Raw genomic sequence first — 14,830 nt, 5'->3', positions numbered from 1 at the left:
AATTATAATTTTTTAATTGTTAACTGAATCATATTTGGTGGTACTGAATCAAACAGTACATCAATGGTATTAGGATCAATTCTCCTTACTTTAATTGGTATTGAAAATAGGGTAACGGTATCGTATGCGTCTATTGCAAAACTCAATGTATTAAGGTCATGTTTTATCCTGGAATCATTCTGCACCTTCTCCTCATGTCTGATTTTTTCGGAGCCGCTATTTTCGATTTGCCGGATTTTGTCATACACTAAACTGTTAAACTGGCTTTGATAAGTAATAGTTCCCCAGTTTGAATAACTTCCCACAAGGCTGATTTTATCATCCGAACTGCCTCCTGAAAAAAGATCGTTAAGCAATTCTATCTGTCTCCTGTTTTCTTTGATATAATGTACGATTTCGTAAAGTGTATCAAGATTTACATCATCGGAAGAAAGCTTACCGGTAATTTCCTGAATACGTTCAAGTAGATCATCATTTTTTTCGCGGAGTATATTTAAAATTTGTTCTGTCTGTACTTTTGTATAGACATTTCCTGTATTTTCGTCACCATCTATGGTAGCAGTTAAATTGATTTGTAATTTTTCTTTCCATCCGTTGATATCGGCAGCAGTGAGGTTGGATGCGTTGAGCTTTGCAAGCACTGAAGTATGTGCGTTTTCATCTTCCAGGTGATTGTTGAAAATTGTGACAGGAAGTATATTCTGAACTGCTTCCTGTAAACCTGTGACTTCATCCATCCTGATTCTTTCATCTGTGTGACGGAATGAAGAAAAGGTTTGTTTAAATTGATATTCTGTAGGAGAATCACCTTTTTCAAACCAGCTGAATATTGTTGTTAATGGTACTGCCATGTTTATCGAAAATTAAGTTTGAGTTCTTCTATGATCACATTTTTTTTATTTTTGATTATATTCGTATCTACATTTTTCATTGGCTTTAATTTCATTTTAAGTGATTATAAACTCATTGAATTCAACTTTTCTTTCATTCGTTTTTTAGGAATACAAAGACGGAAAAGCGCAGTCCCTATTTCGAAAAAAACAGTTCGGCTTCCGCTTTTCTTCGCCTGATCAGTCCGTTCAGGACTTTACCTCCGGCGGTAATATATCTTGATGTAAACCAGTCTCTTATGTTTTCCGGATTTGCTTTTTTATTGATTAAAGAAAACAGGGTATCAGATCCTCCCGTATTGTAGGTATGGGATACCAGCGCATCAAACTGGTTTTGTGTGAGCGCAGTTTTAATTTTATTGCTGACTATTTTTTCATAAGCCGGTAAAACGGATGCGAATAATTCCGTTCCTTTTTCTTTGCTGATGGCGGGATCTTTCATGGTTACTTTTTTACCGCCCGGATAATAGGTGTTTCCATAGCCAATTGTAGGGATTCCTGCCGAATCCAGATAAGGTTTTGAACTGAAACCTTCAAATGATAAAATTAAATTGATTCCATTTTGTGATGTTTTCATCTTTTGAAATATTTATAGGTGAAAAACAATAGGATCACAGTAATTCCGAAAACGGTGATGAAAATCCATGCTGCAATTCCAAAGCCTGTTACTTTTATTCTTTTTGTTTCCTGGGAAACGACCGATGCTGTTTCTTTTTCAGTTTCTTTGGAAACAGCATTCTTATTTACCTTCAGGGAAATATTATTGAATGCTTCTTTTTTATTTTCAGTCTTTTCGTTCGATGCTTTTGCATAATGATTGCGAATGGAATATTCTGCATTTCCCATAATGGAAATACTCTGAACAGTATCTTTCCCGACAACATTGTGGAAAACAAAAGGGCTGGAGACATCAGATTTCCCCGTAATTGAAAAATCCCCGGATATTTCGTTGATTTTTTCATTGACTGCAAGGTCTTTCGAGTTGCTTTGAATTGTTTCTGAACTTTGTAAATTCAGGGAATCAACTTTCACTGTTTCAGTTTCCCGGGTATTTTCTTTTGAAACGGTTGTAATTTTTTGTTTGCTTCTGCAGCAGCCGAGTATTAGGCCACTGAATATCATCAGCAGCAGGATTTTTGCTTTCATCAGCTTTATTTTTAGTAGTTAATTGTATGATTGATTGGTTGGTTTAAAACCAGGAGAGCAAAGCTGCACCGTGTTTTCGATACATTTTCTTCACTTCGTTACGAAAACACTCGAACAGACGTGAGTTTAAACTGATGGGATTTTATGTGAAAATTTTATCTTCTTTTACATATTCTTTTCTGATGCTTTCCAGCAGCATATCGGGACTTACTTTATAATCAGGATCTCTTAATGCAATTGTTTTTAAGCTTACATCCTGTATTATGTTCATAATATTAGACCCTGTAAGTTCATACCGGTCGGCAATTTCTTCCAGCTTAACTCCCTCAATATTCAGCTGCTCGGGTATATTATTCTTCCAGATACGCAGGCGTTCTTCGTACTTTGGATTACTGAATTTTATGCAGCTCTGGAAACGCCTTGTAAAAGCTTTGTCCATATTATTTTTAAAATTGGATGCCAGAATAATGAGCCCTGAAAATGTTTCTATCCGCTGGAGTAAATAAGAAACTTCCTGATTGGCATACTTATCATGGGCATCCCGCACATTGGTTCTTTTTCCGAAAATAGCATCAGCCTCATCAAAAAATAAGATCCAGTTTTTATTTTCTGCCTTATCAAATAGTTTTGCCAATTGTTTTTCTGTTTCGCCAATATATTTTGAAACCAGCATAGAAACATCCACCCTGAAAACGGGACGTTTTGTATATTTTCCTAAAAGACTTGCTGCCAGGGTCTTCCCTGTTCCCGGATCTCCGTAAAACAGAACTCTGAAACCGGGTTTTAATTTTTTCTGCATGTCCCAGTCTTCCATAAGAACCCTGCTGCTGTTGTACCAGGATTCAATACTCTGAATTTCATCGAGTGTATTCTGAGGAAGGATAAGGTCTGTCCAGGAACGGTGGGTGTGTATCTGTTCTGCCGGGAAGTCGTTGCTCATTTTCGGCAATAATTCTGATCCGAAAATAATGATATTAAAAGCCTCCTGATGAACACTTAACTGACTATTTTCAGCTCCATACTCCTTTCCTGAGCCGGAGAATGTAATAATCTCATCTTTAACCAACACAGAATCTGAAGCAAAATAATCCAGAGCTGTTAATCTTTCTGAAATATTCTGACCGCCCAAAATATACTGAACCGTCTGAACCGTAGGATAAAAGAGTCTTCCATTATCATTAACCGAACAAAAATCAAACAGCGGGCTGTTGGGAAAATCCAGGTAAATACGCTTCAGAAGTGCAGGATCTAATCTTGGCAATAAAGCCATTAAAAGAATGATAACTTCCTGATGCGCAAATTTTTTCTCTGAAATATAGTTTCCTAATGGAAAACCTGTATGGTCATCGGATATGAATCCCGGCGCTCCCATAAAATCTTCTGAAGAATTGTTGATACGCCAGGTTATCACCTCTTCCAAATGCGTAAATAGTTTCTGTATCTGTTCTGCCTCCATTGGTTTTTAGTCTTTTATTTTTGAAATCAAAACCATTACCTGTTTATCTTTCAAATAAATTTGCCTTATGCAATTGTTAAAGCTTTTTGATGTTAAAAATGTTGGAAAAAAATGACCATCAGTAATATTAAATACTGTAACTCATAAAGGAAAGTCTTACCATAACTGCGTTAACAGTTTTTTTTGAAAGTCTTCTCATACCGGAATTCCTACTTTTTGATAATCAATTTCCGTTTCACGGATATTATTACCTGCCCCGGAAAGAAAATAACAGATATGATAATCTTCATTTTGCATTATGGATAAGATTCTGATTTATTCAAAAAATTCCAATATTTCAGGGTAAAAAGGGTTCCTGTCAGGGAGCATCTTACTCGGGTTGTTAAAATATCATGCATTTACATCTCTGATGCTGCATTTTATTCTCTGATCTGTGTTACCAAACCTCAGCCTTAAAGCTGCTCACAAATGAGTCTGAATAATTGTTGTAATACTCAGTTTTCATGGTCATTGTTTTTATATTTTATCTTTTTTTAATAATTTTTTCATCAATCTGCAATGTTTTAATAATGTTTTGATGTGGTTGTTTTCAACCTATTTATATTCTGAATTTATTGTATTTTCAATGAGAATAACAATGGTTGTAAAAAAGGAGCCTCAACCGGAAAGCAGCTCACATTAGAGAATCTTACGCAACTGCCGCAGCAACTGTTTTTATAAAAGCTTCTCATCCAAAGGAGTTCCTACTTTTTAAAGAATCAATCTTACTTCTGAAAGAAAACAAGAGATTTTGCAACCTGTTATTTTACATCCCGGCAAGATTCTGATGTGCATCGGAAAATTCCGGTATTTCAAAAGTAAAAGGTTTCCAAGAAAGGAGAATCTTACCCAATTGAGGCTATCTTTTTTATTATTAATTTATAATGTAATTAATCAGGTCCTTCTCATCGCGTCCCAAAAGGATTTTGATAGTGACAGGATTTGATCTGAATTTTGTTCCGTTCACCTCAATCTCCAAAAGCATCTGGATCAGAGAATAGGGTTTTCTGTGATGCACGGAATATCTGAATGAACCAGGTCTGTTGAAAGTACCTGCCGGATAAAACTCCTTGTAGTCTGCTCCAGGTCTGAAATAGTTTACAGGATTAATATCAAGTTTCATCTCGTTTGATGTTACAGGATATTCCGACTGCCTGCCCCAGGTTTTTGCATCTTCATTACATTCCTTGTAAAATCCGGGTGGCTTTAAATAACCACTGTAGAGCCTTTTTTTCTGTTTATAACGTTGGATGATGATTTTCGGCTTGTGTTTATCAATATCCAATTCGCCTGATAATTTCACGTTTAGGTATCTGTAGCCGAAACCCCTTGATAAAACATGATTGTACCCGTCTATATCCTGCGGCGGATTGCCCGTATCTTCAAGGGTGATGTGCCCTCTGTGTGAATTTTTGAGATCCTTGGCCACATAAAAATGATATTTTTTTGTCTCATACTCTCCTGCCGGTTTTACTTCGATTCCGAAATTAAACTCATTCAGATGGACATAATTATCTATAAACCTGCCAAACTGACCCTGTGTTGGATATTTACCCGTTTCAAAATAGGTTTTCAGCTCTTCTCTTTGGGTGAATTTATTTATTTCTTCCATAATATCTTAATGTTTTTATCTTATGTCCTTCGTATGATGCCATTTCAGCTGATGATTCCCTTTTAAAAGTATGTTTCAGCATTGAAGTTTTTTGTCTGAATTATCTTAAAATGTATTTATGTATTAGAAATAACCCCCAACCGGAAAGTAGCCCAAATTTGTGAATCTTACCCAACTGCCGGGACAGCTGTTTATGAAAGTTCCACCGTAAACGGAGTTCCTACTTTTTAAAGAAATCAATCTACTCCTGAAAAAAACAACAGATTCTATGATCGTTTCTGTCATTTTACTTCCCGGCGAGATTCTGATATAAACACCAGAAAATTCCGATATTTCGAGAGCAAAAGGTTTCCTGCGATTGAGGATCTTACCCGATTGAGGATTATTTTTATTATTGATTTTGTAATTGCTTACATTTCGCTGATTCTGCGATATCCAAATAATTTTTTATATTAATTGGAAGGCTTGTATTGCCTGAGAATTGAATTTCAAAATTGCAATTTTTCTTTTTATCAGACAAGTTTTTCGCCTTGTCTCTTCTGTAGCTGCAGTAACTCTTGTTCTGCATAAGCGACTGCTTTATTTTTATTGACACTGCAAAGTTGATACTTATTTTCTTATTATAAAAGCTTTTTGCCCTGTCTTGTCTGTAGCTGCAGTAACTCTTATTTTTTTAAAAGTGAATGACCTATTAGTTATTCTGAAAATACAAAGCTCTTTCTTTTTTTCCTATTATAAAAGCTTTTTACTTTATCTGTTCAGTAGTTGCAGAAGCTTTTATTTAGCTTTCATATTGGCATTCGATTCTGGCATTTCTTATGCCTGCCAGAGCACCTCCTGCAGAGACATTGATATTTTTCTGTCCTGGTATCAAAGAGGCTTTCATTAAAAGAGTATCATTATCTGCATCATAAATCCTGCATTCTATGGCTTTACTAACTTCGGTGAGATCTGCTCTGTAAAAACAAGCCAGAAAGTCTCCAAGGTCGTAATGATCTGTAACCATATCTTCGGAAATATACCTATTAGACCAGTAATTTCCGTATAAAGCGTATTCAATAAGTATTTCGGTTTTATTAACAAAAGTAAGATGTGTATGTAAATTACTTATTTTACGATCAAAATCCTCATTACTTATTCTTACAGAAATTTTTTTATTTTCTACTGTTCCCATTTCAAAATCCCCGGGAATAGGAGGCAGATTATTTCCGAAAAGCCTGCTCATTGTAGCGCCATCATCGATCTGGGTGTTCAGGTAGTAATATCTGTGCCCTTCTAATTGGTCTACCAGAAAGTCTTTTGTCCTGACTGTGTAAGGAGCGCTGCCCTGGAAATATCGTTTTTGTTCTTTGTTTTCGGTTTTGCCGATTGTAAAAATTTGGTCTTCGCCTTCTTTTGAATGTACAACAATCGCAAACTTCTCATTTTCAATATTACTGGTATTGTAAAGAATATATCCATTATCAAGAGCAGCCAGGTTGTTGGCGAGCGTGACAAGTTCTTTATTCGAAACGATATCATCTTTAAGGCTAAAAAAATCAATCAATTCCGCAAACTGACCCTCTGTGGGATATTTACCTGTTTCAAAATAGGTTTTTAATTTTTCTCTGGTGGTTATTTCGTTTGTTTCCATGTATTTTTAGTATTCTGTGCTGCTTTTGATTTACAGGTCAAAATTCATATTTTTTTTGTTTTTATAAAAGCTTTTTGCGGTGTAGGTTCTGTAGTTGCAGTGACTTGTTCTTTCTCAGGTCTGATGTTTATAACGATAATGGAATGTCGTTGGTTTTTGTGTATTCAAGAATAATGTGAAGTGACCAGTCTGCTTTTTGCCCATTCATTTGTCTAAAATTAAGGTAAGCATCGTCATGAAAGAATTTAACCGATAAATTTTCGGCATTTGCGATATGATAGCTGTAAGAGCCTATTCTTGCTGTACCGTTTACGAAAATGTGATCTATATTTAATGATGATAATTCTATTGATTTTTCAATTTCTGCCTCTGAAATATTTTCCATCAACACGCATCTGTAAAGAGGTTTTTTATATTCATTATCAATCTGAAAATAGCTCCCGGTAAACATTTCTTTAAAATAGTGATTTCCATTTATTTTATCTTCAATTCCAAATGTACCGTCAGATTTTGCAACGACGTTCTGCGTAAATCCGGAATCTGCTTTTGGAAGACGATGAACTTTTAATGAAGAATCAAAATCCAACGTTCTTTTCACAAAATCTCCGCCTATGAGAGGAAGTGTAACATTGTGGTTGAGGACGGTTTCTGAGGAGTGGATGACCAATTTATTACTGGTATTACCGCCAATGGGAGCATTAGCACCAATGGTAACATTATTATTCCCTTTCAGATTATTGGGAAGGTCTGTGGTATATCCGGATCTGAATCCTAAAAAAGTATTAAAATTATATTCCTGGGTATGCATCGCTCCGCCATCAACAAACCCGGAATGGCTTCCTAAAGCCGTATTGCCGTATCCTCCTATAAAATTGCACATAGCCACTCTGCCTACTGCTGTGTTATTATGGCCTGTAGCAAAATAATATAATGCGGCCTGTCCTACAACAACATTCCAGTATCCTTCTTTCAAAGCAATCATTGAGCTTGATCCAACCACCGTGTTTCTGATACCGGTTGTGAGTTGCCATAATGCGTGACTTCCAAATGCCACATTTCCATCTCCTGTGGTAACATTCTGTAACGCTCCGAAACCAAAAGAACTGTTGTAAATTCCCGTATGATCGGGATTCATGTTTCCAAACCATTGCGACCATGTTGTTTTATTGATTCTTAGTTCAATTTTAGTGGAGGGTGTTGATTTACTTTGTACGAATTTAATTCCCTGCTCCGGCATCTGATTGTCCCTGTTTACAACGGTTCCCAGAGTTTCCTGTGAAGTTATATCTTCTTTATGCCAGTAAGAATCGATCCATTCTGCAAACTGACTTTCAGTTGGATATTTACCGGTTTCAAAGTAGGTTTTTAATTTTTCTCTGGTGGTTATTTCGTTTGTTTCCATGTATTTTAGTATTCTTTACTGCTTATGATTTGAAATTCAAAATTCAAGTTTTTTTTGTTCTGCTGAAAGTTTTATGCTGTATGGATTCTGTAGTTGCAGGAAGTAGCGTAATGAGGTAAAACAGGAAGGGATGCAGATGCAGAAAGTTATAATTCGGACTGTCTATAACTTCAGTCCAAACTTAGATCTCGCTTCAGATCAAAACAACAAAGGCTCAGATTAAATCCAAGCCTTTTATTTCAGGTAATTGTTAAAAAATTATCTTCTGCTAATCAAGATTAAAAAAGAAAAAAACGACTGCTGCCCATTCTTTTTTTACCCCTTTTGCATAGCCGATCGTTATGTGGCTTCTGTTTTCTACCGTTCCGTCGTCTTTGATATAGCCTATAGTAACATGGCTTCTGTTTTCTATCGTTCCGTCTTTTTTAACGTATCCTACGGTAGAATGACTTTTGTTTTCGATGGTTCCATCACTTTTAATATAACCAATAGTTCCATGGCTTTTGTTTTCAACAGTGCCGTCATTTTTAATGTATCCAACGGTCGCATGGCTTCTGTCTTCAATAGTACCGTCGCTTTTAATATATCCTGCCGTATTGTGGCTTTCGGATTCTATGGTTTGAGCGCTTATAATGGAAATATTTAACACAAGTAAAAAAAAGAATAGTATTTTTTTCATGATGGATAATTTTATCTGGTGATTGACTTTTGATTTTCCTCATACCAATATAAGACGAATTTCCCGAAATAAAAAAGCGAAATTTCCGGCTGGAAATTTCGCTTTTTTATAGTAAATTATTAAACATGCGTAGGCAAGTCAATTTATCTTGAACTTTCTTTTTTAAGATGTGATCTTTTCTAATCCTAATATCAATTTTTTGGTCAAATTATTCCTACATCTCCATATTCATCTAAAATAAAAAATGTAACTATATTTTTCTCAAAATAAACCATACACGGTACATTTGTATCCAAATAATTATCCTTTCCTTCCGGATGAGTAAATTTTTTATCCTTGTATTTAAAATTACCATACATTGTTAAAGAATAGTTTAACACAGATGGCAAAATGTTGTTTTTTTGCAGTTCAATAAAGGTATCTTGAGAAACAATATTATACATAGTCTTAGATAATCCCGAATAAGAAAAATCTTCTTCCGTATAAAACATAAGTTCATCATCTATAAGCTCTAAAATCAATGCATTAATAGTTTCTAAAGAATGATCCCCTAACGAATATTTATCAACCAATTCTTTTATTTCGTCATAATAAGATCCAGATTTAGGATTTTGTAAATCTATTTGTATTATTCCTGTTGCCATATTATTATTTTGTTTAAATTGTTAATCCAAATATACTATATTACTATAAAACATTTTTGAGTTTACCTTTAAATTCCCCATTGCCTATGGCAATTACAATGTCTCTGGTGGTAGTATTACCGGATGGTTTTATTTGATATACAGTTATTACTTCATCAGTAGCATTAAACACAATTACAGGATCTTTACTATCGTAACTTGTATGTTTTGGCACATCCTCCCCTAATACATAAGTAGTTCGTGCATAATGCACTTGTACCCTGTTAGCTTCTGCTCCCGTAATTTTAAAGGCTCTTCTCATTTTTTCTTTACTTGCTTCTATTTTTTTATGTGCAGTATCCTCATTAAATCCTAAAGTTTCCTGCATGGTTACAAATTTAAAGTTAACATTAGGATATGTAGTTAATAACTCTCCTATGGATTTTTTTATTATTGACCCTACAGAACTACCTGAAAGTACGGGTTCTACAATAGTAAATGTAATGGCTTGATTTTCTTTTCCTTTCATTGCATTTTTTACGTATTTCACTATATCTTCCGGTTGTTGAGTACGATGATCTTTACCTGTTGCCATATCTTTTGGCATTTTTTGAATCTTTTCATTTTTTATAGTAGTGCCTTTCGCTACAGCATCTCCCAAAAATGAACCTCCTGTCTCTGTAGTTATAATAAATTCTTGTCCTTGTAATTGGTTTCGCATATCTTGTATAGCTTCATGATATTCTTCTACAAACGGAGAATATATAGCACCTTGTGCAATATCCCACTTACGAATAGCTGTTGAACCAGATACCATCTCTTTTCTTAATTGAATTTTCTCTCCCTTCTTCAGTTCTGGCACATGTGCAATAAAGTTTTGCATTTGTTTTCTTGCACTTTCCGGATATTTGCCTTCTTCTAAATTTACTTCTTCATTTTTTACAAAAGCAATTTGTTGTATGCTATATTTTAAATCTTTATTCTCATCATCTCTTTCAACATCAGATCCTTTTTCTTTTGGGTTTACTTCTCCTTCAATGTGAGAAGTTTCTTTTCCTTCTTTATCTACTTTGGTTGTAACAATCTTAAGCTCCTTCAATTCATAGGTTTCTTCCAATACATCTAATTGTTTTTGAATTTGCTTTTTGTCGAGGCTTTTGTCTTTCAGGAGTTTTGTCCCTTCCATAATCCCTTTATGCAAGTCTTTTTTCATTTCTTCCTGCGTACGGGTTTCTTTCTCATTTTTAGCTTTGCCTTTCTTATCCTTATTACTAACCCCAATCTTACTCAACAGCTTACCTGCCTTCCCTTTCACAAAAGTCCAGAACTTCACAATGGCATTTTCAATACGCTGTCTGATTTTGCGAATTACGCCCAAAACCTTATCAGCCAATCCGCCAATTCCCAGTAATGAAGCCAAAAAGCCAATTAAAACAGGAACCGCTTTACCCAAAGCATTTTCTATGGATTTAGCCACGGCACCTACGTTTCCGCTGGCAATGGCTGCCACGCTGTCGATGAAGGCCTTAATCAGCTCCATAATCTGTGCGGCACGCTGGATGAAGAATTTCACCACATCAATAATCGCCATGGCAGCTTTTATAAATGCTCCTACCGGAGTCAGCAAGCCCATAATCCATTTTATTCCCGCCTGGATTACCTGGGTCTGGATCATATCCATAATGGTATCCATGATCGTGGCTTTCAGGTCGGCAAACTGGTCTTTAAGATGTTCCCAGAGCCCGGCAACACCTTCTTTACGGACGATCTGCACCATTTCAAAACTGGTTTCCAGAACTTTCATGACCGGCTCTCCGATCACTCTTGCACCGATGGCTCTGATTCCGTTCCAGGTCAAACCAAGCACCTGTGTGGTGATTGAGAAAATTCCTTTAAGAGAAAATATATCTTCCGGCATGGTAATGTCGATGCCTTTTGTTGCACCGGTGAGCCAGGTGAAGAAGCCGGTTTTAAGATGCGTCCAGATATTGGCCCCGAAATTGGCAAATCCCTGCCCGACGCCCGCAATAAGATTTTTAAAGAAGCCTATCGGATCTGCTATAATCGCCATGACAACATCTGCAATACCGGATAATAAATTGGTAAGGGTGTTTTTAATTTCAATAATAATGGCAAATACACCGCTCAAAGCGTTGAGCGCTTTGTTTATGAAACCGCTGTTTTGGGCTTTCAATTCTTCAATTCTGGAATCAATACTTGCTACGTTTTCGGCATATTTTTTAGCTAATACATCGATGAGTGCATCTTTTTTACTGTTCACACTTTCTTCCAGCGCATTGAATTTATTCTGAATTTCAGCAATGGCCTCTTTACCTATTTTACGCAGGCTTGGCGATAAGCTGTTGACATACGTCTGTACGTCTTTTTTACCTTTGGCAATTTTCGCTTTAGCAGCATTAAGCTGGTCGGTAACATGGGTTGCAATTTTATCAATATGCTGATCCATGGTTTCAATATATAATGCTTTACCACTTACAAAATATTTATTGACCTCATCGGGAAGTCCGGTTGCTTTATCCCACAGCCATAATCCGGCAGTCGCTAAAGCGCCGTATTTGGCATAAGCATCACCGTAACGCTTCTTTTTGTATTCTTTCATTCCCTTATCTACATGATCTTCAAATGCTTTTTTGGCAATCTTGCTACCGTAGTCGAACATCTCTGCAACTTTTTTATCAAGATTGTTTAAAATACCATCAACTTCTGTTTTAGAGCTGTTGTAGATACTATTGATATGATCGGCTATTTCTTTTCGTTTCTGGCTGTCTTTGGTTGCAGTATTCTTTTGTTCGCCGTGCGCATGATTCAATCCGCCTTTGCGTGCATTATGCATTCCGCCAATATGTTGAACGGCCTGTGATTGTGCCTGTTGCCGGGTTTTAGAGAGTTCGGCATTTTCTGTTTTCCTGAATTTCTGTGTGGCGGCAGTACTTTCTGTTTTTGCCTTATTTTTTTCGTCTAAGGCTTCCGTAAATGAAGGCTCGTTGGAGTTGGCGAGCATTTTATCCGTTACTCCATGGGTTTTCATTTCGCTGTCAATGGTATTGGTTTCTTCCTGAAGAGGCTTTTCCACGCTTGCAGCATCTCTTTTATTAGGCATTGCTTTTGCGGCATTCGGAACATTAGGAGCTTTTCCGGTATTAGGTGTCGGCATTTTGGCAACGGAGCGAACAGGTTGTGCCCCAATGTTAGGTTTTGCCGCAGTAGCTGAAGCAATATCATTGGTTGCTGCATTTTTTTCATTCTTAACATCGGCAACTGCATTTTTATTGACCTGCTGTATGTTGTTGTTGTTTTCGAAATCATCAGCTTCAGCTTCATCTTTAGGAAGTCTGATTCCTTCAATTTTCTTCTTTAATAAAGCTTTAAAATCATCTTTGCTGAATGTTCCGGGTTTTTGCGCATCCATATGATCCACCTTACCTGCCTGCGCCATACTTTCGCGTTCGTTTGCAGGTGAAGGAGCAGCAGCCTGTGCTGCATCACTTGCTTTTTGTGCGGGTTCATGGCTTTTTTGAGAATGTGCTGTTGCGGCTATTTTACCACTTAACTGTGTAAATTCGGGATTGTTTTGGGCATTTGGAGAAGGTGCTGCTTCTACGCTTTGCTCTTCCGCTTTATCTTTAGTCCCGGCTGCAGGTTTCCCTTCTGCCTTATGCTCAGGTTTAACAGCTGTTTCCGTGTTTGTTGTTTTTCCTTCCTCAACTTTTTTGCCTTCCTGATATACTTCAGCCTGCTCCTGTAAGGTTTTTGGAGTATAGTTGCCTGTTTTAAGATTTTGATAATCTTCTATCTGGTTAACATTCAGGGTGGCCATATAGTCTTTTTCCATCTCCTTGGTTTCGGGATGGTTGATATCGCCAGTCTTCTGTAAATTTTCCTGAAATCTGCCGTAAGAGATCTTTGAGCCCTGATCATAAATATTTTGCGAACCGTGAACGGCCGCCGGTGTACCATTGAGGCTCACCTTGCTATCATCTGATGTGGCGGATCCTGGATTGCTGACTTGATTACCAGATTTTTGTGTTTGTATCGTAGTCATCTCTACCTCTGACTGAGGCAGAACCACCAGATCTTTCTGCTTTTGCTTTTTATTTTGGTTTTGGTGGGCTTTGTTGTCTACTTCTACAGGTTTTGCTGCTTTCATGACTTAGTTTTTTTATTCATAGTTGATGGGTAAAAGACATACAAAACGCAATTGAAATGAATTGCGTTTTATATACCTGTTGAATGTGAAAAATCAGCTCCGGAGCGGGTGATTTTTTTAAGAATTTAAGTAATCGGAAATGGCATTTTGCTTTTGTAATGAGAAACAGGTAATGATAAAGCCACTCCGTTTTTTTGTCTCCTGTGTTTTTTCGAGTTTTAAATTCTCTGGTTCAAAAATCTTATTTTTTGATGAGAATACCCTGTTTTTTGAGCGATGGATTCTGTAGTTGCAGTAAGTAAGGAAATGCTTTGAGGCTTGAAGCGGGATGAATGAAGCAGGACGCTATTGCGTTTAAAGGACTTATTCTGTAGAAAATCTAATATCCATTGTTTTACTGAATATAAAAGTAAAGGTCCGGATTATAAAATCCAGACCTTTAAATAATATGTTTTAGTTGTTCTGTGAATAGATTTTGACTTTGATTATCCCCTAAAAAGGCGATTGATAATTTTTTGCATTTTTTCATCATTCGGCACAACACTTTTTAATAGATTCATTTCTCTTATAACGATTTCTAAATCTAAATCATATCCATCATACATTTTTCTTGAACCAATTTCAATTCTTAACTCTATTAATTCATTTATTATATCCAAAGTGAAACTATAAAAAGGTTCCTTTCTTAAAACATTGGGAAAATCATGCAATAATACATCACATATGTTTAATAGTTGCATGTAATTTTTAATAGGATCACTCTCCTTAAATGATTTAAATTCTTTTGTCAAGCTTTCGATATTATTCATACAAACTACTTATAATTTTTTTATCCTAAAAAAACTGAACATATTATGCTATATTTCTGTATTTAAACAGTAGCTCTTTATTTGAGAATTATGTTTAACTTCTCAATTCAATAATTTCAGATACCACTGCTTTATACAGATCTTCTCTTAATGCACTGAGTTTTTCATTGGCTTCAACGTCAACTTTCTCGTCTTTATATAGTACGAAATCGTTAAATGAGCCCATACCTCCATATATATTTTTTATATTTGAAAGTGCCTCTTCTCTATTAATCACATATAGATTTCCAAGCTGTATAAAAGCTTTGCTTTTTTCGTGATCTGCCTCTTCCAATAATTTACTTATTTGCAGGCAATAGTCTTTAATTGTCAT

12 protein-coding genes are annotated in these 14,830 nt (G+C 36.0%); all 12 read right to left on the bottom strand.

Annotated elements, in window-relative coordinates; genetic code table 11:
- Window positions 1-2: 2 nt before the first annotated feature.
- The 12 genes from ODE14_RS01465 to ODE14_RS01410 all read right to left on the bottom strand — a co-directional run bounded on the left by ODE14_RS01465 (window position 3) and on the right by ODE14_RS01410 (window position 14,830).
- Window positions 3-851, bottom strand: coding sequence for a hypothetical protein (locus ODE14_RS01465; RefSeq protein WP_263602674.1), 849 nt, complete (start codon window positions 849-851; stop codon window positions 3-5).
- Between the two features lie 175 nt (window positions 852-1,026).
- Complete coding sequence (locus ODE14_RS01460; RefSeq protein WP_263602673.1) at window positions 1,027-1,467, bottom strand: lysozyme; 441 nt, start codon at window positions 1,465-1,467, stop codon at window positions 1,027-1,029.
- Window positions 1,464-2,036 carry a hypothetical protein gene (locus ODE14_RS01455; RefSeq protein WP_263602672.1) on the bottom strand — a complete coding sequence of 191 codons (573 nt, stop codon included), beginning with the start codon at window positions 2,034-2,036 and terminating at the stop codon, window positions 1,464-1,466. Before ODE14_RS01455 ends, ODE14_RS01460 begins: the two co-directional genes overlap by 4 nt.
- A 142-nt stretch (window positions 2,037-2,178) precedes the next feature.
- Entirely contained in the window at window positions 2,179-3,492 is a 1,314-nt protein-coding gene (locus ODE14_RS01450) for an ATP-binding protein (protein ID WP_263602671.1), read from the bottom strand.
- Between the two features lie 913 nt (window positions 3,493-4,405).
- Window positions 4,406-5,143, bottom strand: a complete 738-nt coding sequence (locus ODE14_RS01445; RefSeq protein WP_263602670.1) for a hypothetical protein — start codon at window positions 5,141-5,143, stop codon at window positions 4,406-4,408.
- Between the two features lie 781 nt (window positions 5,144-5,924).
- Window positions 5,925-6,776, bottom strand: coding sequence for a hypothetical protein (locus ODE14_RS01440; protein ID WP_263602669.1), 852 nt, complete (start codon window positions 6,774-6,776; stop codon window positions 5,925-5,927).
- 127 nt (window positions 6,777-6,903) lie between these two features.
- Window positions 6,904-8,178, bottom strand: a complete 1,275-nt coding sequence (locus ODE14_RS01435; RefSeq protein WP_263602668.1) for a hypothetical protein — start codon at window positions 8,176-8,178, stop codon at window positions 6,904-6,906.
- Between the two features lie 268 nt (window positions 8,179-8,446).
- Window positions 8,447-8,857, bottom strand: a complete 411-nt coding sequence (locus ODE14_RS01430; RefSeq protein WP_263602667.1) for a 5-fold beta-flower protein — start codon at window positions 8,855-8,857, stop codon at window positions 8,447-8,449.
- Between the two features lie 203 nt (window positions 8,858-9,060).
- Window positions 9,061-9,501, bottom strand: a complete 441-nt coding sequence (locus ODE14_RS01425) for a hypothetical protein (RefSeq protein ID WP_263602666.1) — start codon at window positions 9,499-9,501, stop codon at window positions 9,061-9,063.
- Window positions 9,502-9,544: 43 nt separating this feature from the next.
- A complete protein-coding gene (locus tag ODE14_RS01420) occupies window positions 9,545-13,648 on the bottom strand; it encodes a hypothetical protein (protein WP_263602665.1) in 4,104 nt (1,367 codons plus the stop codon).
- A gap of 485 nt (window positions 13,649-14,133) precedes the next feature.
- Window positions 14,134-14,457 (bottom strand): hypothetical protein, encoded by a 324-nt coding sequence (locus ODE14_RS01415; RefSeq protein ID WP_263602664.1) that lies wholly within the window; start codon window positions 14,455-14,457, stop codon window positions 14,134-14,136.
- A gap of 94 nt (window positions 14,458-14,551) precedes the next feature.
- Window positions 14,552-14,830, bottom strand: a complete 279-nt coding sequence (locus ODE14_RS01410) for a DUF6966 domain-containing protein (protein WP_263602663.1) — start codon at window positions 14,828-14,830, stop codon at window positions 14,552-14,554.

Source organism: Chryseobacterium sp. PET-29 (genome assembly GCF_025736815.1).
GTDB lineage: Bacteria > Bacteroidota > Bacteroidia > Flavobacteriales > Weeksellaceae > Chryseobacterium > Chryseobacterium nepalense.
The sequence above is the reverse complement of the archived record's forward strand: the minus strand, read 5'-3'. Positions and strand labels throughout refer to the sequence as shown.

Excerpts from the sequence above, each read along its gene's own strand:
- ODE14_RS01435 (WP_263602668.1), bottom strand. The coding sequence starts at position 8,178 with ATGGAAACAAACGAAATAACCACCAGAGAAAAATTAAAAACCTACTTT.
- ODE14_RS01450 (WP_263602671.1), bottom strand. The coding sequence starts at position 3,492 with ATGGAGGCAGAACAGATACAGAAACTATTTACGCATTTGGAAGAGGTG.
- ODE14_RS01430 (WP_263602667.1), bottom strand. The coding sequence starts at position 8,857 with ATGAAAAAAATACTATTCTTTTTTTTACTTGTGTTAAATATTTCCATT.
- ODE14_RS01455 (WP_263602672.1), bottom strand. The coding sequence starts at position 2,036 with ATGAAAGCAAAAATCCTGCTGCTGATGATATTCAGTGGCCTAATACTC.
- ODE14_RS01420 (WP_263602665.1), bottom strand. The coding sequence starts at position 13,648 with ATGAAAGCAGCAAAACCTGTAGAAGTAGACAACAAAGCCCACCAAAAC.
- ODE14_RS01445 (WP_263602670.1), bottom strand. The coding sequence starts at position 5,143 with ATGGAAGAAATAAATAAATTCACCCAAAGAGAAGAGCTGAAAACCTAT.
- ODE14_RS01460 (WP_263602673.1), bottom strand. The coding sequence starts at position 1,467 with ATGAAAACATCACAAAATGGAATCAATTTAATTTTATCATTTGAAGGT.
- ODE14_RS01465 (WP_263602674.1), bottom strand. The coding sequence starts at position 851 with ATGGCAGTACCATTAACAACAATATTCAGCTGGTTTGAAAAAGGTGAT.
- ODE14_RS01440 (WP_263602669.1), bottom strand. The coding sequence starts at position 6,776 with ATGGAAACAAACGAAATAACCACCAGAGAAAAATTAAAAACCTATTTT.
- ODE14_RS01415 (WP_263602664.1), bottom strand. The coding sequence starts at position 14,457 with ATGAATAATATCGAAAGCTTGACAAAAGAATTTAAATCATTTAAGGAG.
- ODE14_RS01425 (WP_263602666.1), bottom strand. The coding sequence starts at position 9,501 with ATGGCAACAGGAATAATACAAATAGATTTACAAAATCCTAAATCTGGA.
- ODE14_RS01410 (WP_263602663.1), bottom strand. The coding sequence starts at position 14,830 with ATGACAATTAAAGACTATTGCCTGCAAATAAGTAAATTATTGGAAGAG.